This window comes from Pseudomonas sp. FW305-28 (genome assembly GCF_017351395.1).
Lineage (GTDB): Bacteria > Pseudomonadota > Gammaproteobacteria > Pseudomonadales > Pseudomonadaceae > Aquipseudomonas > Aquipseudomonas fluorescens_AA.
This window is the reverse complement of the sequence record NZ_JACNDD010000035.1, coordinates 1-20,725: the sequence shown is the minus strand read 5'-3', so window position 1 is coordinate 20,725 and position 20,725 is coordinate 1. Positions and strand designations below refer to the sequence as shown.

The window sequence follows — 20,725 nt, the reverse complement described above, 5'->3', positions numbered from 1 at the left end:
AACCATCCTGTCACAGGAGAAGACGCATGACGAAGACGAAAACGACCAGCTCTCGGCGATCGCTAGCCGCTGGCGCTATCGGGAACTTCGGTGAGATCTACGATTTCGCTGTATTCGGGTTCTCAATACCCATTTTATCCGTTCATTTTTTTCCCGGCTCAGATCGAACTGCCGCGCTTCTGAGCACGTTCGCAGTCTATGCAGTGGCCTTCGTAGCCCGCCCCCTGGGTGGCTTGATGTTTGGCTATCTGGCGGACCGCCTTGGCCGTATCAGGGTCATGGCGATGACCGTTTGGCTCATGGCACTAGGCACCGCGATCATCGGGCTGCTTCCGACCTATGCAACCATCGGGATCGCCGCACCGTTACTGCTGTTGCTCTGTCGAATCGCACAAGGCTTGGCACTGGGTGGCGAAACGACCGGCTCGACCAGCTACATCGTCGAGTCGGCACCGGAAAACCGCAGAGGATACTGGCTTGGCTTCACGCTGATTTTCTCTCACCTGCCCAACGCCGTCGTGGCCGGTTTGGTCGTCGCACTCCAGCTTGGAGCGGGGGATCAAGCGTATTCAGACTGGGCGTGGCGCATCCCTTTCCTTCTTGGAGGCATTATCGGAGTTGTCGGGTTCTGGTTGCGCCGCAACATCGATGAGCCTGAAGAGTACAAGCAAGCCCGCCAGGCCAGTAAAGCCAGCAAAATCAAGAAAAATCCGCTGATCGCGGCCATTCGCTGCGGTGGATTGAGGGGTATGTTGCACGTGTTCATGGTCCAACCGGTTTTTTCGGTAGGGGCTTACCTATTGCTCGGCTTTATGTACACCTTTCTAATTGAGGTCGGGAAGCTGGATTCCACCTCGGCTTTGATCTCAAACGCCATCGCCGTCATCGTACTTTCAGCCCTACTTCCGTTAGGAGGTTTATTGAGCGATCGGTTTGGCCGCAAGCGAGTACTGACATTTGGTGCGGCATGGATAGCGCTCTCGGCATATCCGGCCATGTACTTGGCTGCCTCGGGTTCCTTCGCTAGCGCTGTGGCCGGGCAAACACTCCTCGCTGCCGGATTGGGGATTTATGGGGCAGCCAGCTTTGTGGCCGCAGCGGAATTTTTCCCGACATCGTTCCGTGCAACCGGACACGCGATTTCCTATCAGACAAGTGTCGCGATGTTCGGCGGAACGTGCCCATTGATCGCTGCGTACCTGTCCCAGGCGTTTGGCTCCCCGCTGGCGCCGGCCTTTTACGTCACGTTGATTGCCGTGCTCTGTCTGATCACAACTCAGTTTGTTCCTGAGACTCGTGGAGTAAACCTGCGCACCTCGGTGGGCAACAAGACAAGCAACAAGGCGAGTGAATTGCCGCAGCCCCAGAAAGCAATGCGGCAAGAGCTTTCTACATAACCCTTTTTGCAGTCAACTGATCGCTGAGCGGCTCAAGATGTGCGCGGACTGAAAACAGTCCGCCTCATCGGCTGAGCCGCCGAACATATCGCACCCGAACAGGATCGGTTGTAAAGGCGACTACCGCTCCAAATTGGCCGTTTGCCCGTCCTCCCTGTTTATGGGCTTAACTATGAAAATAAAAAACAAGCTTGTGCTGACGTTCGTATTGGTCGCGTTTATACCCGTGAGCTTGGTCGCAGTGATTTCGGTGACTAACACACGAACGCTGGCAGTTGATCAGTTTATGGATGGCAGTACGCGGGAAATACGTCAGATCGATGGCAACATTCGCCAGTTTTTCGACGCCAGCCAGCAAAATGTCGATCAAATGGCAACCGATCCAGTTTATGTATCGGTTGGCGCGCTGAAGAACTACCAGACCGGCGATGCCGCCAGCCGGCCATTGCCTCCTGCGGCCCAGCAACTGATCGAAAGGTTTGCGCATTACGGTGCGGCCCACCCGTCCGCGGCGATTCTCTCCATCGGCCTGGAGGACGGCTCCTATGCCAAATGGCCAGATGATCCTCAGCTGGCCAACTACGATCCGCGTTCACGCCCTTGGTATAAAGCGGCGATGGCGAGCCCTGGAAAAACCGTACGAACACCCGCTTTTTATCCAGCCTATGATTACGGTAAGGAAGATGCAGCACTGGTGGGGACAGCCAGGGCAATGATCACGAGCGATGGCATCGTCAAAGGTGTGTTAGCCGTGAACGTGTCTTTGAAAAACCTCACAGAGCTGGTCAAAAGTATCAAGCTTGGCGAAAGCGGCTACGTGATGTTGATCGAGGACGGAATCGTACTGGTAGACCCCCGCGACACGACGCATAGCTTCAAGCCGCTCAAGGACCTGGGCGCGGCCTATGCAAAGTTGGCCACCATCCCGCAGGGATCAACCGAGGTTGAACTCAATGGGATCCCTTACATGGCCAACGTCTGGACGTCGCCTGATCTTGGCTGGCGCTATATCGGCTTGATCGAACGTAGTGAAGTCATGAGCGCGGCCACTCGCATGACCTACCTCACCACCCTCATCGTGGGAGGGTTGACAGTCATTTTTGCCTTGGTCGCCGTGGCATTTTCCAAGTCCATCGTCAAACCCATCAGCCAGGTCAGCACCGGACTGCAATCGATCGCACAGGGCGAGGGAGATCTGCGTCGCGAACTAGAGTTTCAGGGTAACGATGAAACCGCTGAACTGGCAGGCTGGTTCAATAAGTTTCTCAGCGCCATACGTCAGTTGATCCAACACATCGGCGCCGCATCGAGCAATCTGCAAAATGCCTCGAGGGTTAACAGCGAGGTAGCCAACAACATGAACGAGGCCGCCGGGAGACAGCGCGAAGCGGTGGAGTTGGTGTCGACCGCGTTCAACGAGATGGTCGCAACCGCCAATGAGGTGGCCCGTTCATGCAGCGGCGCAGCAAAGTCCGCCGAGAATGGACATCGCCGCGTGGCGGAGGGCAAGCAGCAGATCGAGATCACCACGGACAACGTGAATCGCCTGGGACGCCGTCTGACCGAGTCGTCGCAGTCCATGACAGAGCTCGAAGCCGGCAGTCGCAGCATCAACCAGATCCTTGGCACCATTCGCGCCATTGCCGAGCAAACCAATCTGCTGGCCCTGAACGCAGCCATTGAAGCCGCCAGGGCGGGCGATCAAGGCCGAGGATTTGCAGTGGTGGCAGATGAAGTCAGAGCACTGGCCAAGCGCACATCCGATTCGACCGGCGAAATCGAGCAACTGCTCGGCACACTAGGCAGCAAGACCCAGGAGGTCATGGGCAAAATGGGTAGCTGCCTGGAGCTCTCGCACGCCAGCGTATCGTCCATCGAGAGCACTCGAGACAGCTTTGAAGGCATCCAATTGTCGGTCAATGAAATAAGGGATCAAAACCTGCAGATATCCGCCGCTGCTGAAGAGCAGCATAGCGTGGCCGAAGAGATCAATCGGCATATCCAGCAGATTTATGACGAGGCTCGGCTGGTGGAGAGCTTGGCCAACTCTGCACAAGATGACTCCGGCAAGTTGTCAAGTCTGTCAGATGAACTGAACGGTCTGGTGGGGCGCTTCAAATCGTGAACCGTCGTCGTTCGCCTGCAAGTCCCAACTGGTCCATTCGCATGGAAGTGACCAGCGGAGCGTTTCGTTCTCGCGATGAGCCGCTGTCAAGACATCCAGGCTTGAGGCCAGGCGCACATCATCAGTCGGATGTAGGGGCGGGCAAGGCCACCTCTCCACCGAATTGTCGCGATATGACTTCGGCACCCTTGATCGCCAATTCGATAAACTCCTTTTCATTCATGTTCATTCGGACAGTCGGTGCCCCCACCGACAAGCAATAGTGCACTTCTTGATTGACGTCCTTGATGGGTACCGAGATCGCCGAGATGCCTAACAGCCGTTCGCCATGGGAAACGGCATAACCCTGCTCCCGGATCATGGCGAACTCTTCAAGCACCGCGCCATTGGTGCGCTTCGTCGCTTTGGCAACATTTTTGACTAACGGGGTGAGCTGGGCTTTGGGCATATAGGCCATCAAGACCTTTGAAGCAGACCCTACCAACAAGGGAATCTGTTCACCCGCCTGGACCACCGCGCGCAACGGTGCCGAGCTGGTAGTGACCGAGTCGAGACAGACTCGATTGCGATCACTCACCGCATGAATGGAGACTGTTTCTTCAGTCTGCTCAGCGAGTTCTTGCAATACGGGTCGAGCGATCTCACGAATACCCAGGGTACTTTTTACCAGGCCAGCCAAGCGCGTGAACCGGAAGGACAAGCAATATTGCTGCTCGAGACGTACCAGGTAGCCAGCCTTTTCAAGACTCTGGACAATACGAAACGTCGTCGACTTCGGTAGCTCGATACGGTCTGCAATGTCTTGAAGCGTAAGGCTGCTGCGGTCTGAACTAAAGCTTTCGAAAACTGCCAAGATACGTTGCACAGAGCGCATCATTCTTGAAAAACCCCATCAAAATCGTTGATCGTAACGATCCTCCTCGACACGAAATGCTTCATTCGCCAACAAACGAGAATCAGTCTCAAAATAACATACTAGCATGACGCTATTTCACTCGCCAACTTCAGTTCCACCCACCGAACTTGAGAACGGAGGCACATCGCGACGGCTGGCGAACGCGCCTTGTTCAGTCGGGCACCGTTACCAGCTGCGTGCCCAGCCAACGTTTATCCGAAACCAACGTACGAACGACGTCAGCCAAAACAACACGTGCTGCCAAACCCGCCGGCGACAACTCATCGTCCGACAAACTGGCGACTTGATTCAAGCGGGTAAAATTGAACTCGGAAATGGGTACCGTATCGAAACGGTCTTTATCATGCCTTGCAAGTGCCGCGCTAGGTTGCACCGTCATCCCCAAGCCCGCCCCCACCGCGTCCATGAGTATCGCAAGCCCGTCGATTTCCGCGATGACGTTCATCGTGCAGCCTTCTCTTTCAAAAGCATTGTTTATCAGCGCCCTGAGGCCGTGCGTACTGCCGGGCAATATAAGGGGGACGTTGGAAAGCTCACTGATTGACAGCGATTCACTCTTGCGGACCAGGGAAAAGTCAGCTGCGGAAATAGCGAAAAGACGTTCATTTACCAGCGGTTGAGTGCTGAATCTGCGCCCATGATCAGCGCCAAACAATATCGCAAGATCGATCTGTCTAGCACTCAGCATCCGCTCCAGGTTGCCCGATAACGCCTCGACAATACGAAGGGAAATATCCGGGTATCGCTCTCGCATCGCCTCCATGAACGGCAGTGCAACGACGCCTGAGGTGGATGGAGCCAATCCCACCGTGACATGCCCGGCGAACCGTCCAGTCCGGGCCGCGTGGGCCGCATCCTCTGCGTTGCGCAATACCAGTTGTGCTCGATGCCAGAATGCCAATCCGGCGCTGGTGGGCTGCACGCCGCTCTTCTTTCTTAGCAGCAACCGAACGGACAGTTCATTCTCCAGTCGACTGATTTGTTGACTGAGGGCCGAGGTGACAACATCGAGTTCAAGCGCTGCTCGCCCCATGCTTCCACACTCAACTACCCGGACAAAGTAGCGCAGTTGACGCAGTTCCATCGGACACCTCCACTATCACAACGATGCCTGGACCGGTCGGTCCAGGCACGACACGCTATTTGCCGATAAAACGCGGTTTCCTTTTTTCCTTGTAAGCTTTGATGGCCTCCTTGTAATCATCCGTGGATTGCACCACGGCCATCTGCGCAGCCACCGACTCCAAGCTCGTCCGCAAATCAGTCCGCAGCGATTGGTATAGCAGCTTCTTTATGCTGCGTTGCTGGATGGGAGGGCCATCCGCCAGGCGTGTAGCAAAATCCAGCGTTTGCTGCATGAGTTCGTCATCACTGAATACTCGGTTGACGATGCCTAATGCCAACGCCTCCTCAGCACTGACGAAATCGCCCGTCCATAATAATTCCAGGGCTTTCGCGGTACCGACTATGCGCGGCAGCAAATAGCAGCCACCATTTCCAGGGATCAGGCCAACACGAATATAAGCCTCAGCAAATCGAGCCGACTCTGATGCGAAACGCATATCACACTGCAACGAAAGATCCATGCCCGCCCCCACCGCCGCGCCGTTTACCGCCGCGATGAGTGGCTTTTCAAAGTTCTCGATCGCTAATGCCACCTGGTGGGTGACTTTTTGCAATCTGATTTTACGCTCGAGCGGCGTTGGATCCCCCTCTGCGCTTTCGGCGGCCCGACGGCCCAGGTCGCCTCCGGAGCAGAATGCATCACCGGCACCGGTAATGACGAAACAACCGATGTCATCATTTTCATCGGCAGCCAGCAATGCAGTGCGAAGCGAATCCAGCATGCTCTCGCTCAAGGCGTTCTTTTTTTCGGGCCGGTTTAGCTTGGCTACCATCACCCGGCCAACGGTACTGACTTCTAGATCAGACATCATATTCCCTCAGTTCGATATGGACACGCCGCCCGTGCAAAACCACACTCGTTGCCCGCTGCGCTATTGCTCGGCCTGAGCCAGTGCACGGTGTCGTGCATGCTCGTCCCGAGCCTGCAACAATGCAGCTCTCAGCGAACGATTGAGCCACCGCTTGTTTTCGGCAAACGTGCGCGGGTTCTTTGCCCCCAACGCCTGCCCCAGCGCCGAAGCTTTCAAATGGAGTTCGTCTCGCAGGGCTACCTCGCGGACCAGCCCTCTCGCCAATGCTTCGGTAGCCTTCATCGCCCTGCCACTCTGAATCAGATCAAGCGCCAAAGCGCGTCCGCCGATGACCTCTAAAATGTTTGCACCCGAGAAGGTGGCGATACCCAAATCAATTTCGGGCAGCGACAGTTTCGCGGTATCGACGGCGACACAGGCATCCGCCAAGAGCGCAAGCATCGCGCCACCTCCCGTCGCGGTACCATTGAGCATTGTGACAACTGGCTTGGGGCAGTCCATCACGGCGTCCTGTAGCGCCGCCAACGCCAACGACCTTCGTTCACGCTGGCGTGCCGTATCACCGTCCGCCGGTTGTTCACGAATATCGACCCCTGCGCAGAACACGCGCTCACCAGTCCCGGTCAACATCACCGCGTTTATCTGCGGGTCATCAGTGGCCGCCTGCAGTGCAGCCGTCATACGCTCCATCATATCCACCGTCATCGCATTCGCCTTGGCGGCACGATTAAGAGTGATCCACAGGAGCGACTCATGTCGCTCAACCGTCAACTCGCTGGCTAGTTCATCCACGGACATCTTCCTCTACGTGCTTGTTTTTATTTCATCGAGACACACGACACGAGTTCTACTGGGGAGTCTTTTGTCCCGACACAAACATGTCCGCGAAAAACTCTTCCTCGGGGAGGTTGCGTAAGGCCACAAAATCCTGCCTTGCCGATTGCACGACGACGGGCGCTCCACAGGCATAGACCTGATGCTGGGAAAGATCCTCGTAATCTTCCATGACTGCACGGTGAACAAAGCCGACCCGACCTTCCCATAGGTCGTCGGGGTGCGCTTCTGACAGGACAGGTATGAACGTGACGTTGTGACTTTTCGTCCAAGCCTCGGCAACGGAACTCAAATACAGATCCGAGGCCCTTCGCCCGCCCCAATAGAGCGTTATTTCACGACTCGATGCTTTTTCAAGTTCGCGCTCAATCATGGCTTTGATCGGTGCGAACCCTGTGCCGCTGGCAACGAAGACCATTGGTTTGTTACTGTCTTCACGCACAAAAAAAGTACCTAGCGGGCCTTCAAGGCGCACCAGGTCGTTTTCTTTCATGACATTGAAAACGTGTTGGCTAAACGGGCCACCGTAATTCCTGAGATGCAATTCCAACACGTTGTCGTCGGGCACGTTTGCCAGCGACAAACTGCGACGAATACCGCCTGGCATCACCACGTTGATGTATTGCCCAGGCAAAAACCTGAAAGACTCCTTGGCAGGAAGGCGCAGGCGAATTCTCATCACATCCTCGGCCAGGCGCTCGAGACGATCGACACGGGAAACAAGCCGACGAATAGGGATGTCTTGTGTTGCTTCCACCACCTCGCAGGCGATCGTCAATGCGGTTAAAGCCTTTGCCTGGCACAGGAGCGCGTATCCCTGCTGCCGGTCCTCGTTGGAAAGTATCGCCATGCTGGACTCCGCATGATCGACCACCCCGTCGAGTACTTTGGCCCGACAGGTTCCGCAGATGCCATTTTGACAACTGTAGGGCAGTTGACACCCGCTTTTGAGGGCGGCAGCAAGTATCGTATCGTCTTGCTGCACCTCGAACGTGCGGTCGATAGGCTTCACATTGACCCGATGCGTCAATGTGGCGGACAGGCTGTCATTCATAGCGATTCACCCCTTTACAGAATGTTTTGTACATTGCTCTTTCTCGCGGCAAGCTTGGGGGCGGTTCATTAACCGCGCACAATCAAGGCGTCCGCGGCAATCACACCGTGGGGCAATACAAACATTGGATTGATGTCGATTTCGGCTATATCGCTGCGCTGCTGCCAGGCAAACTGCGATAACGCCACCAACGCGCGGGCAACAGCATCGACGTCAAGGGGAGGCGCGCCCCGAACCCCGTTCATGATCACGCTGCATTGCAATTCATCGAGCATTTCCATAGCGGTTGGCAGGCCGAAAGGGGCGATTCGACACGCGGAATCCTTCAGTACTTCCGCATAAATCCCACCTGCGCCGACTACCACCACTGGGCCAAATGAAGGATCCTTGACCACCCCGGCAATCAGTTCGAAGCCACCTGTCACCATCTCGGAAACGAGGACACCTTCAATGTGGGCGGCAGGCACATGCCGTTGCGCGTTGGCTAACACCTGCTCGATCGCTGACTCCAGCTCCTGGGCTGTCCGAATGCCGACCTTTACGCCGCCTATTTCGGTTTTGTGCGCAATGTCCGCAGAGACAATCTTGACGACTAGGGGCGCTTTGACTTTGTCGAACAGCGCAGTGTCAAAACCCTTCACGATCAGGTCGGTTGTGACGGGGATACCGATGGAACGCAGCATTTCCTTGGACTCGACCTCGGACAACGATGCCCGACTGCCAACGGCGGTGCTAAGCGGTACAGAAGCTCGCTCTACTTTGAGCCCCTCATCCTCTTGCATCTGCAAAATGCGCGATTGAGTCCGCTTGAATCGCATCAGCATTGCGATAGCTTTGGCGGCTCGCGACGGCGAAGGCAACACCGGAATTCCCGCATCAGCGAATACACGCAGCGCCTCTGCAACCTGAACGCTGGGGGCTGAGGAAAAAACCAGGATCGGCTTCGACGCCGACGCGGCAATTCGGGCCAATACCTGGGCTGCCGCCAGGCTGCCAGAGGCGCCTGTGGTTGCCAGGTTAATGCAAAGCGATCCTACGGCGGGGTCTTCAAGCGTCGCGCTTACAGCGGCTTCCAACTTCTGCGCATTGGCCGCTGAAAAATACCCTGCGGTAAGGTCGATTGGATTATGGACGGCCCCGATGTTAGGCACGACCGCCAGCAGCTTTTGCTGGGTATCGTTACCAAGTTCACACAAGGTCAGACCTTCAGGCTCACCCGCATCTGCGAATACGATCGCAGACCCGCCTGATACCCCCATCACCGCGACACCCCCATTGTCCGGGTATTTTTTGCTTTCCAATGCCTTGAGGAAATCCACTGCTTCATGGATCTCTCTGATCTCGACGATCCCCGTTTGCTTGAACAGGGCACGATAGAAATCATAGACACCCGTCATGCTGGCGGTATGCGATGCGGCCGCTAGTGCGCCCTGCTCGGTGACGCCCCCCTTCCACAGCAGGATCGGCTTGCCGCGCGCCGTAGCCTTGCGGCCGATTTCCAACAGCGCACGACCGTCATTGGTTCCCTCGATATAGGCGACGATGGTGTGTGTCTCGTCATCATCAAGCAGCGCCTCAATGAGCTGTACCGTGTTGACATCGCTTTCGTTGCCCGTCGCGATGACATGCCGGAAACCAATACCGGCTTCGGCACATGCAAGGGCGATGCTGTAGCCGAATCCCCCACTCTGCGTCACCAGCGATACCGACCCTTTCTCGAGTTTCGGTTCACGCGTAATGCTACCGAATGCGGCGTAGACACGAGAATGGATGTTGGCAAAACCGAGGCAGTTGGGCCCGATAATACGCATGCCCGCCGCCCGGGCAATCGCGAGCATTTTCTCCTCCCGGAGAATCCCTTCCGGACCGCTCTCTCGAAAGCCACCGCTCAGAACCACCGCAAAAGGAACCTTCTTCTGCGCACTCGATTCCAGCACGGCTAAAACACCCTGCGCAGGAACGCCAACCACTACGAGGTCGACGTCGCCTTCGATATCGGCAACGGACCCATAGCACTTCAAACCTTCAAAGGTTTCGTATTTGGGATTCACCGGATAGATCGCACCGGTGTATCCATTGCTCATCAGAGCTCTTACGGCCTGAGAGCCGGGACGTCCCGCATCCTCCGACACGCCTACAACCGCAATCGAACGTGGTTCAAGCAAGTTTTTGTAATTATTCATATCGGTACTGAAGCCCTTGATCGCTATCGAAAATCGGGAGACGAGGTAAAGAGATGCAGTCGTTTCTCTGCTCTCCCCAAAAGCAGAGCTGCCACGGTGCACTGTCGTCCGCAGTCAGCCGAAAGTCAATTATTTTTGGAATTGGTTCCAATGAATGAAACCTAAAACACTCTTTCACACAAGCTTGAACCGGCGCTAACCCAGCACGCACCTGCTACGTACAAGTTCCACTCATTGAAACTTGTGCTAATTATCAAAACACATGCTAGTATGATTTTGCGTCGACCGAGGGCAGCTACGGCCTCGTATGGACGGTTGATTTGTCCTGCATACATGCAGATTCAATAGGAGCATTGGTGATGATTTACACGCGCAGTGGGGCAGACGCCCTTGCAAACCGGAGCGTTATCGTTTCGCCCGGTACCGGAAACCAGCATTGGGGAACGACCTTCTTTGGCCCGCGGAGCTCTCAAGCGCGGGCCCCAGGCCCTCAGGCGACAATGTCTGAACTCAGAGCACACGAAGCAGTAGTGCCCCATTTCCACGGGGTGTCGATGTTTCAGTTGTTCATCGCTGGCAGTGGCACACTGGGTAATCGCGGGCAGGTACTTGAGCCGCTCACCGTCCAGTTCAAAGACCATCACACGGCTTACGGGCCGATCGTGGCGGGTCCGCAAGGGCTGTCCTTCGTCGCCATGCGGATGTACACCGGAAACTCCCAACCGGTCTATTTGAGTGAGCCTGGCTACCGGGAACAACTGCGTCCCAGCAAACGCCGGCACCTGACGTCCGAGCCCATCAAGTTCTCCATTGCCCCTGTGATGCAGGCCCGCGAAGAAGCGAGTTGGGAACTGCTTTTTGAAGATGAGGCAGATGGCCTGCGCGCTCAGGTATTACGATTGGGCGCTGGTATGAAGGTGGACGGTCCGCCCCCTGGTATTGCGTCGGGTTATTACGTTTTCGTCGGAAACGGCAGTGTGCTGCATGGCGAAGAGGAGCTTCCTCTCTGGTCCATGATCGTCGTGGAATCAACTGAGGAAAAGTTCGAGATCCAAGCAGGTGACCAAGGTGCCGAGGTTCTCGTGCTCCAGTACCCCCGGGAAGAGATTTGAAGTAGGGGTTCCCTCCGGCGAACTGACATTCGCTGGTCGTGTGCCCAACCTTAACGCGTAAGAAACACAGCTTCACCCTATCAAACAATAAACAAGTCTACGCCCCTGAGGGGGAGTAAAAGGCTTTGCACAATGGAGTTCGTTATGAGCATTGGCGTAACGTTCAATTTCAAAAGGCTGGTCGCGCCGATATCCGGCGCGCCCCCCAGCCGGCTATTCGCTACGACCGCTTTACCCACGCTGACACAACTCGACATGCCTGCACCGCACACAGCGATAAACGCGACAAGCATCCATGTCTGTAGGAAACGTTCGGATAGAAAAAGCACCAGTGCTCATGGAGCGCTCAAAAAACTCCAGCTCCGCAGCCTGCTGGCCTGTCTGGCCCTTGGCGCCGCCAGCGTCGCTACAGGCGCATATGCCGGGCCACTCCCCCCCTCTTCAGCATTGGCCTACGACAAGCAGACCCAAGGCCCAGTACCCATCCCGGTATCGGAACGAGGCCTTCCAACGGTTACTGCTCAAACCTGGTTCAAAGCATCCAACGAAGGACGGATACTGGAAGGCGCCATATTTGACCGCGAGGGCAACCTGCTTTTCTGTGATGTTTCGGGTAAACGCGTACTTCGCCTCTCGCCGACCAAACAGCTTTCAATCGTAGCCACGATAGAGAACCTCTCCCCTGGCGGACTGGCATTTCATCCCGACGGACGTCTGTTCATCGCGGCTCTCGATCTGAACCGCAACCTCGGCGCGATTTTCGCGGTCAAACCCGATGGCACGGGAATGCAAACCATCATCGCGCAAGACACCGGATTCATGCCCAATGACTTGGCGTTCAACAAACAGGGTGGTTTCTACTTCAGTGATTTCAAAGGTATCTCGACCGAGCCAAAGGGCGGGATCTATTACGTTTCTCCCGATCTTTCGCCTCCCGTTGTCGTCTTGCCGCATCTCTCGATGGCCAACGGCGTTACGCTAAGTCCAGACGGAAAAACGCTGTGGGCAACCGAATTTGGCCGCAACCTTCTGCATCGCATCGACCTGGCCAACGCTACTACCATCGCCACCATCAGTTCGTCCATCCCCTACCGTTTCACGGGGCCCTCCCCCGATTCGATGCGGGTCGACGCCGATGGCAATGTCTATGTGGCGATCTATGGGCAAGGTCGTGTAATGGTCTTTAACCAGATCGGTATCCCGATTGGCCAGGTGCTGCTGCCGGGGCGCGAACAAGGGCACAATCTGCTATCGACTAGCCTCGCAATTGATCCCCATACGAACACCTTGTACTCCGTCACCAGTGATGGAGATAAGGGGCAAGGAGCGACAATATTCCACGCCAAGGTGTTTACCCATGGCTTGCCGCCGGCGTCATTCAAATGAGCCGTCTCAATGTTTGTTCCCCACACGTGTGTCCTATTGATCACATGGAGAAACCCCTATGACCCCTATTGGCGCAGAGCCTGACTCTTTGAATGCCAAGCGCGATACGACAAAAGCCTCGCGATGGGTATGTCGTATCTTTGCCATTGTATTACTGATGCTTGGGCTGGCCCTTTCCATTGGCGGTATCATCTTGGTTGCGGACGCAGGTTCTGCGTACTACCTGATTACCGGGCTGGCCTTCATCACAAGCGCTGTACTTCTCTGGCGCGGCGATGCGCGAGGGATTTGGGTCTATGCCGCAATGCTGGTCTGGACCACGGCCTGGAGTTTGTGGGAGGTGGGTTTTAACGGCTGGCAACTGGCGCCGCGGCTCATTGGTCCGTTTGTTCTCGGCGCAGTACTTCTGCTACCGCATTTCACCCGACTCAAGCCAGCGCCGAGCACCCGGAAACTTCCACGCGGCTGGCCATCGTTTGCCGGCGGTCTGGTCGCTGCAATTGCTTTGGGGAGCGTCAGCCACGCTTTCGGACCCGATGCCCCGGACTTTCCGATGTTGAGACGCGGCGTGCAATCGCAGGCGCCAGCGAAACTACCTGAACCACTGGCCAACAACGAGCGTACCGACTGGCAAGCCTACGGCAATGACCAGGGCGGGACCCGCTTCAGTCCGCTTGCAGACATAGACACAACCAACGTCTCGAAACTGGTCAAAGTCTGGGAAGCCGACATGGCGCCAGTGAACGGCGATCTCAACGCGATCGAAGGCACCCCCATCATGATGGGTAGCTCCCTGTACGCGTGTGATGGCAATAACGGTATCCATGCATTCGATGCGGAAACCGGCAAAGAATTGTGGCGCCGCGACATTTCCAACGGCGTACCGCAGTCGGGCAAACCTTGTCGGGGTGTGGCGTACTACAAAGTGCCTGACGCCAATGGGTTCTGCTCAGAGCGCATCTACGCCCCCAGCCACAACCCCACGCTGGTGGCACTGGATGCGAAAACCGGTGAGTATTGCCCTGGGTTTGGTAACAACGGCGCAGTCGATCTGACAAAGGGCGTCGCACCTTACCCCCATGGCTTGTTCTATGTCAGCTCGGCACCGCAAGTCATCCGCGGCAAGATTGTCGTCGGTGGCGGCATTCCCGACGGGCAATACTGGGGTGGTCCGTCCGGCGTTATCAGGGCGTTTGATGCAGTAACAGGCGAACTCGCCTGGGCCTTTGATGCCGGCGCGCCAAATCGCCTCGGCCTGCCACCTGAAGGACAGTATTACACGCCTTCCACGCCCAACAGCTGGGCCCCGATCAGCGCGGATGAGAAGCTCGGTCTTGTATATTTGCCAGTGGGCAACGCGACACCTGATGCTTACGGTGGGCAGCGCCGTCCCTATGACGAGGACATCTCCAGTGCGGTGATCGCTCTCGACGCGGAGACTGGTCGACTGCGCTGGAAATTTCAGGCCACGCACCATGACATCTGGGATTATGACGTCGCTTCTCAGCCCACTCTGTTGAATTGGCCTACCGCAAAGGGCATGCGGCCAGCACTGATCCAACCAACCAAGCGCGGCGAGATTTTCGTGCTCGACCGCGAGACTGGCGAGCCGATCAAGGCGGTGGAAGAACAGCCTGTGCCTCAGCGTGATATTGCTAAAGGCGAATGGCTGTCCCCTACCCAACCTGCCTCTGTCGAGCTCCCTGCTTTCAGGGGGCCTCAACTGCGCGAAAAAGACATGTGGGGGGCGACGCCGATCGACCAGATGGTTTGCCGGATCATGTTCAAACAATCGCGCTACGAGGGCCAGTTCACGCCCATCACGCTCGACAAAAATGTCTTGATCGATCCCGGTTCAATGGGGGGTGTGAACTGGAATGGCATCTCGCTGGACGTTGATCGTGGGCTGATGATCGTCAACTGGACTCAGGTCCCTGACCGAATCGAGTTGGTCACACGCGAAGAAGCAACGCAACGCAATTTCAGGATTGCACCGGGTCTGGACGCAGGGGGACAAGCCGAGCAGCCTATGCTTGACACGCCCTACGGTGCTTATCGGGTCAACTTCCTTTCGCAGCTTGGCATTCCTTGCAATGCGCCGCCTTGGGGCCTGATTGGCGCTGTTGATCTTGTCAGTGGCAAGCTCATCTGGTCCAAGCCATTTGGCTCACCGCGTGACATTGGCCCGTTCGGTCTGCCGACCCTGGTCTCCATCCCAATCGGTACACCGACCGCCGGTGGCGCCGTGACGACACGTGGCGGCCTGGTATTTATCGGTGGTGCAGCAGAGCATACGTTCCGTGCCTTGGATGCCGCCACCGGCCGGGAGCTGTGGAGCAGCCGCCTGGCCACCAGCGCCAATGCCACACCCATGACCTACCGCAGTCCTGTGAGCGGAAGGCAATTTGTGGTGGTCGCCGAAGGTGGGCGCCCGCATTATCGTACGAAGCCTGGTTCGAAGCTGGTTGCCTTTGCAATTCCAGACAGCAAGTGATCGCTGCTGACAATAGCTGATCGACTAAGGAGCCAGGCCATCGCGACCTGTCTCCAAAGTCTTGGACAGGGCAAATTTGCCTGCCTCTGAAATGGGTCTATATCCATTTCAGTATCAAAACGCCCGGTGCATTAGCATCGGGCGTTTTGTATTTCAGGGAGAGTGGTAACGCCTGCCACATATCCCCCTGCACAGAAACATCACCCTTCACTAAAACTGAAGCCCTCACCTCTAAATCCGCCTTTCGCCGCGATGAGCCCATCCCTATGGTTAATCCACTGGCCGGCAGTCACTTCGCCCTGCCAGTGAATCGAGGAGATACGATGGTCGACGTTCTGGTGATAGGTGGCGGCAACGCTGCGTTATGTGCCGCATTGATGGCACGAGAGGCTGGCGCCAGCGTGATGCTGCTGGAAGGCTCGCCGAAAGTCTGGCGCGGCGGAAATTCGCAGCACACGCGCAACCTGCGCTGCATGCACGACGCGCCTCAGGATGTGCTGGTCGATGCCTATCCCGAAGAAGAATATTGGCAAGATCTGCTTAAAGTCACCGGTGGTCTTACCAACGAGAAACTGGCGCGCATCGCCATTCGCGCATCGTCATCTTGCCGTGATTGGATGCGTTCACATGGTGTGCACTTTCAGCCGCCCTTGTCGGGTGCTCTTCATGTGGCTCGCACCAACGCGTTTTTCATGGGCGGCGGCAAGGCATTGGTCAATGCCTACTTTCGCAGCGCCGAACGCCTGGGCGTGAAGATCCGTTATGACGCTCAAGTCACCGACATAGAACTGGAAAACGGTGCTTTCGTCGCAGCTCACCTGGCCGAACGCATGGTAGGTGGACAGCGATTCCCAGCGGAGCGTATCGAAGCACGCGCTTGCGTCCTGGCGGCTGGCGGGTTTGAGTCCAACCGTGAATGGTTACGGGAGGCTTGGGGCCAAAACGAGCGTGGTGAATGGCCATCGGACAACTTTCTGATCCGCGGCACTCGCTTCAATACCGGTGTGTTGTTGCGACGAATGCTCGATCTTGGCGCCGATGCAGTTGGCGACCCGACCCAGGCACATATGGTTGCCATCGACGCCCGGGCTCCGCTTTACGACGGCGGTATATGTACCCGCATCGACTGCGTGTCCCTGGGCGTGGTTGTCAACCGCGATGGCGAACGGTTTTACGATGAGGGTGAGGATTTCTGGCCCAAGCGTTATGCGATTTGGGGCCGTCTGGTTGCAGGACAACCCAACCAGCAGGCCTACTCGATTATCGACCAACAGGCGCTTGGCCGCTTCATGCCGCCGGTGTTCCCCGGAACCACAGCCCGGACGTTGCCAGAACTTGCTCGCCTGTTGAACTTGCCGCAAACGCAGTTCGTTAAAACCATCGAAGACTACAACAACGCTTGCCATGTCGGCACGTTCGACCACACCACGCTCGACGACTGCCATACCGAAGGACTTATTCCCGCCAAGACTCACTGGGCAAGGCCGCTCACCAAACCACCCTACTACGCCTACCCCCTCAAGCCAGGTGTCACCTTTACCTATCTCGGCTTGGCGACCGACGAAACGGCCGCCGTGCACTTTGATGGCAAGGCCAGCCCGAACCTGTTTGTCGCCGGAGAAATGATGGCTGGCAACGTACTAGGCAAGGGTTATACCGCGGGTATTGGCATGGCCATCGGTACCGCCTTCGGACGAATCGCCGGCGTACAGGCCGCGCTTTGTGCAGGGTTTGGCCTTTCTCCTGTGAAATCGGAGCTTCAACATGCAGCTGTTTGATCCCCAGGTATCCAGTCAACTGATCCCGGTCCTCAACCTGCAGGAAACCGAAGTCGAACGGCAGATGACCATTTGCAATGCCTGCCGCTATTGCGAAGGTTTCTGTGCCGTATTCCCCGCAATGACCCGGCATCTGGAATTCGGTCAGGCCGACATTCACTACCTGGCGAACCTTTGCCACAACTGCGGCGCATGCCTGTCAGCCTGCCAATACGCTGCCCCGCACGAATTTGCCGTCAACGTGCCCAAAGCCATGGCTAAGGTACGTCTGGAAACCTACACCAATTACGCCTGGCCGCAGCCACTGGGCAAATTGTACCAACGCAACGGCCTTACCTTGGCACTGGCTTCAGGCGCGGGGTTGGCGCTGTTCCTATCGCTGACCTTGATGATCATGGGCAACCTGTTCATTGCCATGCCAGACGGTAACTTCTACAAGATCTTTCCACACAACACGTTGGCACTGATGTTCAGTGCGGTGTTCGGTTTCGCCGTGTTGGCCCTAGGCATCGGCGTGCGTCGATTCTGGCGCGAAATCTCACCCGCCGAGGCACCGCTGCCGTTGAAAGCCAGTGCAGCACTGGAGGCCGGCGCCAACGTCGCACAACTCAAGTACCTGGACGGCGGACATGGGGAAGGCTGCAACAACGCTGACGACGAATTCACCCTCTGGCGCCGCCGCTTTCATCACCTCACTTTCTACGGGTTCATGTTGTGCTTCGCAGCCACGGGCGTTGCCACCCTTTATCACTTTTTGCTGGATTGGTCGGCGCCGTACCCGATTTTGAGCCTGCCGGTATTGCTCGGCATTTTCGGTGGTGTAGGTCTGTTGATCGGCCCGGCAGGTTTGCTCTGGATGAATTTGCGGCGTAACCCGCAACAGGGTGATGAGAACCAGAAACCCATGGACCGTGGCTTCATCGCGCTCTTGTTCCTGGTCAGCGCCAGCGGCCTGGCATTGCTTGCCGGGCGCGAAACCAGTGCGTTGGGCCTGTTGCTTGCGATCCATCTGGGCCTGGTCATGGCGTTCTTCCTGACCATGCCCTACAGCAAATTCGCCCACGGCATATTCCGCAGCGCTGCGTTGCTGAAATACACCATTGAAAAACGCCAACCCAACCCGATCAGTGCGGGCGGCGAATGACAGGTGTTTTTCAAGAGCGCGCCGACGGCATCCTCGGCGCCGTTAAGTTGAAAGTAACCTTCATGAGAATCACAAGGAGAGTTTTACAGATGCTCAAATAAATTACCGAGACATTTCTCAAGAACAGACGTGACATGACTTAGGTCCCGTCTTCTCATCAACTTACCGTGTGTCACGTCAAGCTCGACGCGTCCACAAAAAATCCAGTAGAGCTTCGCTGGGATCAACCGTTGCAGACATTCTTTAATGCTCTTCCGAGCGGAAGACCAACCTGAAGATGTGTTCGATTATCTGACTAATAAAAACAAAAGCAGAGATTATCATGACCACTCATTTGAACTGCAACACGCTTAATACTTCCATCGCATTGCTGCTGCTTTGCGGAGCGGCCAACAGTCATGCACAAGAAGCCTTCAGTCCCGAATCCCCTTGGATGTTGGGAGACTGGGGCGGCCTACGCACAGAATTGCTGGAAAAAGGTTATACCTTTAACGTGCTCTACACGGGCGACGCAGCGACGAATCTTGCTGGTGGCTACGATTCGCACACCACGGCGCGGTATACCGACCAACTTGCGCTGATGAGCAATTTTGACCTTGAGAAAATACTTGGCTGGGAAGATGCTGATTTTCAATTCACCATATCGGATCGTAACGGGCGCAATCTAACCAACGATGTACTCACCGATCCTCGTGTGGGAGGCATCAGTCAGGTTCAAGAGGTATACGGGCGCGGCCAGACCTGGCGACTTACGCAACTCTGGTATCGTCAAAAGTTCTTTGACGGCGGGCTGGATATCAAACTGGGTCGCATGAATTTTGGCGAGGACTTCGGCAGCTTCCCCTGCAAATTCCAGAACTTGGCATTTTGCGGCGCGCAGCCTGGTAACTGGGCCGGCGATATCATTTATAACTGGCCAATCACTCAATGGGCGGGCCGTGTAAAGGTCGCATTGAGCGATAACACTTATGCGCAGATCGGTGCGTACGAGCAAAACCCTTCCTACCTGGAAATAGGTAACGGCTTCAAACTCAGCGGCAGCGGCAATGAGGGTACCTTGGTACCTGTCGAGCTGGTCCATACCACGTCGCTGGGAGCCGGACGGCTGCCAGGGGAATATCGCGTAGGGGCGTATTACAGCAGCCGTGACGCAAACGACGTCAACACAGAAGAAAACGGCATAGCAAAATCCCGCGACAGTAAACACGGCGCATGGATTGCCGGGCAACAACAAGTCTGGAAAGATCCGGACTTCGCTGCTCGCGGGCTGACGGTGTTTGCCTATGCCACCGTGCATGACAAAGCCACCAATATGATCGATCGCTATGCGCAAGTAGGCGCTTACTACACGGCCCCCTTCAAATCTCGCCCGAATGACGAGATCGGCGTCGCCATCGCCAGTCTCCATGTGAATAACCGTTTCACAGATCATCAGCAGCAACTGAACGACCGGGCGGGGGTGAGCGATTACGACGACCCTCGCTACACACCGACACAAAGCTCAGAAACCAACATGGAAATTTACTATGGCTTCGGCGTGACCAAGTGGCTGACCGTGCGCCCCAACCTGCAATTTGTAGGCAATCCTGGCGGAGTCAGCGAGGTCAGGGATGCATGGGTGGCCGGTTTGAAATTCGAGACCAGTCTGTAAGAGGCTCTTCCTATGCAATTTATTTTCAGCCTGAATTCGCACAAACACGGGAGACTACGACAATGACGTTTTGCAGCCTACAGAATCGAGTTCAACTGCTCACGAAGTGCGTCGCCGCCCTGGCCTCTAAATTGTCGAGTCACTCGTTCTCGTACTTGGAGCAATTTCCCGAAGCCGTCCTGTTGTCCGATCGTCCGGCAGCACAAGACGAGGTATAACAGCCGAAACACGGCGCCGTAGGTTGGGCGCGCCTTGGAACGCTGCAAAATGATCCCAACCAAACTCAGAAATATGTACCTGACAAACGTCTCATCACTTGATAGGAGTACTTTCATGTCTTGGTCCAAACCTGCTTACACCGACCTGCGTATCGGTTTTGAAGTCACCATGTACTTCGCAAACCGTTAAGTTTGTATCTGATGGACAGCGCCTCGGCCTGCCGAGGCGCTTTATTTTAAGTTCCAGAATGATGGAGCAGCCATGTTCGTCCAGATTCTAGGTTCCGCGGCCGGTGGCGGTTTCCCCCAGTGGAACTGCAACTGCGCCAATTGCGCAGGTTTTCGCAACGGCAGCCTGCGGGCCCAGGCGCGCACTCAGTCATCCATCGCGATTTCCGATGACGGTGTGAGTTGGGTGCTGTGCAACGCCTCTCCGGACATTCGCGCCCAGCTTCAGAGTTTCGCCCCTATGCAGCCGGGCCGAGCCCTGCGGGAC

General features: G+C 56.2%; 15 protein-coding genes and 2 pseudogenes. 11 read left to right on the top strand and 6 right to left on the bottom strand.

Annotated features, from left to right (window positions below; translation table 11 throughout):
• The first annotated feature begins 26 nt into the window (after positions 1-26).
• The 3 genes and pseudogenes from J4E53_RS10780 (at position 27) to J4E53_RS31045 (ending at position 3,522) form a co-directional block, all read left to right on the top strand.
• Positions 27-1,397 (top strand): MFS transporter, encoded by a 1,371-nt coding sequence (locus J4E53_RS10780; protein WP_060743014.1) that lies wholly within the window; start codon positions 27-29, stop codon positions 1,395-1,397.
• A 160-nt stretch (positions 1,398-1,557) separates the two neighbouring features.
• Positions 1,558-2,667, top strand: a pseudogene (locus tag J4E53_RS31050) (sensor histidine kinase); the annotation flags it as partial.
• 87 nt (positions 2,668-2,754) lie between these two features.
• Positions 2,755-3,522, top strand: coding sequence for a methyl-accepting chemotaxis protein (locus tag J4E53_RS31045; protein ID WP_371919214.1), 768 nt, complete (start codon positions 2,755-2,757; stop codon positions 3,520-3,522).
• 121 nt (positions 3,523-3,643) lie between these two features.
• Here the strand turns inward: J4E53_RS31045 and J4E53_RS10770 are convergent, their stop codons facing one another.
• From J4E53_RS10770 to J4E53_RS10745, 6 genes are all read right to left on the bottom strand, one after another.
• The gene (locus J4E53_RS10770; protein ID WP_060743254.1) at positions 3,644-4,396 is read right to left on the bottom strand and encodes an IclR family transcriptional regulator; all 753 of its coding nucleotides are present in this window, start codon (positions 4,394-4,396) and stop codon (positions 3,644-3,646) included.
• Positions 4,397-4,589: 193 nt separating this feature from the next.
• Positions 4,590-5,522 carry a LysR family transcriptional regulator gene (locus J4E53_RS10765; RefSeq protein ID WP_013692814.1) on the bottom strand — a complete coding sequence of 311 codons (933 nt, stop codon included), beginning with the start codon at positions 5,520-5,522 and terminating at the stop codon, positions 4,590-4,592.
• Positions 5,523-5,577: 55 nt separating this feature from the next.
• Positions 5,578-6,372 (bottom strand): enoyl-CoA hydratase/isomerase family protein, encoded by a 795-nt coding sequence (locus tag J4E53_RS10760; protein ID WP_060743255.1) that lies wholly within the window; start codon positions 6,370-6,372, stop codon positions 5,578-5,580.
• A gap of 63 nt (positions 6,373-6,435) precedes the next feature.
• On the bottom strand, positions 6,436-7,173 hold the full coding sequence (locus J4E53_RS10755) for an enoyl-CoA hydratase/isomerase family protein (RefSeq protein ID WP_219734414.1): 738 nt from the start codon (positions 7,171-7,173) through the stop codon (positions 6,436-6,438).
• Between the two features lie 49 nt (positions 7,174-7,222).
• The gene (locus J4E53_RS10750; protein ID WP_063321890.1) at positions 7,223-8,263 is read right to left on the bottom strand and encodes a CDP-6-deoxy-delta-3,4-glucoseen reductase; all 1,041 of its coding nucleotides are present in this window, start codon (positions 8,261-8,263) and stop codon (positions 7,223-7,225) included.
• 68 nt (positions 8,264-8,331) lie between these two features.
• Complete coding sequence (locus J4E53_RS10745; RefSeq protein ID WP_063325119.1) at positions 8,332-10,446, bottom strand: acetate--CoA ligase family protein; 2,115 nt, start codon at positions 10,444-10,446, stop codon at positions 8,332-8,334.
• A gap of 554 nt (positions 10,447-11,000) precedes the next feature.
• Here J4E53_RS10745 and J4E53_RS10740 point away from each other — a divergent pair.
• From J4E53_RS10740 to J4E53_RS10705, 8 genes and pseudogenes are all read left to right on the top strand, one after another.
• Positions 11,001-11,558, top strand: coding sequence for a hypothetical protein (locus J4E53_RS10740; RefSeq protein ID WP_013692809.1), 558 nt, complete (start codon positions 11,001-11,003; stop codon positions 11,556-11,558).
• A gap of 144 nt (positions 11,559-11,702) precedes the next feature.
• Positions 11,703-12,944 (top strand): SMP-30/gluconolactonase/LRE family protein, encoded by a 1,242-nt coding sequence (locus J4E53_RS10735; RefSeq protein WP_203225771.1) that lies wholly within the window; start codon positions 11,703-11,705, stop codon positions 12,942-12,944.
• Positions 12,945-13,002: 58 nt separating this feature from the next.
• Entirely contained in the window at positions 13,003-15,438 is a 2,436-nt protein-coding gene (locus tag J4E53_RS10730) for a pyrroloquinoline quinone-dependent dehydrogenase (protein ID WP_063321892.1), read from the top strand.
• A gap of 323 nt (positions 15,439-15,761) precedes the next feature.
• The gene (gene tcuA / locus J4E53_RS10725) at positions 15,762-17,216 is read left to right on the top strand and encodes an FAD-dependent tricarballylate dehydrogenase TcuA (protein WP_063321893.1); all 1,455 of its coding nucleotides are present in this window, start codon (positions 15,762-15,764) and stop codon (positions 17,214-17,216) included.
• Positions 17,203-18,360 (top strand): tricarballylate utilization 4Fe-4S protein TcuB, encoded by a 1,158-nt coding sequence (tcuB, locus tag J4E53_RS10720; protein ID WP_103308712.1) that lies wholly within the window; start codon positions 17,203-17,205, stop codon positions 18,358-18,360. Before tcuA ends, tcuB begins: the two co-directional genes overlap by 14 nt.
• Before the next feature lie 322 nt (positions 18,361-18,682).
• Positions 18,683-20,011, top strand: a complete 1,329-nt coding sequence (locus J4E53_RS10715) for a carbohydrate porin (RefSeq protein ID WP_063321894.1) — start codon at positions 18,683-18,685, stop codon at positions 20,009-20,011.
• A gap of 333 nt (positions 20,012-20,344) precedes the next feature.
• On the top strand, positions 20,345-20,419 hold the full coding sequence (gene pqqA / locus J4E53_RS10710) for a pyrroloquinoline quinone precursor peptide PqqA (RefSeq protein WP_020295432.1): 75 nt from the start codon (positions 20,345-20,347) through the stop codon (positions 20,417-20,419).
• Between the two features lie 72 nt (positions 20,420-20,491).
• Positions 20,492-20,725: pseudogene (locus J4E53_RS10705) on the top strand (pyrroloquinoline quinone biosynthesis protein B); the annotation flags it as partial.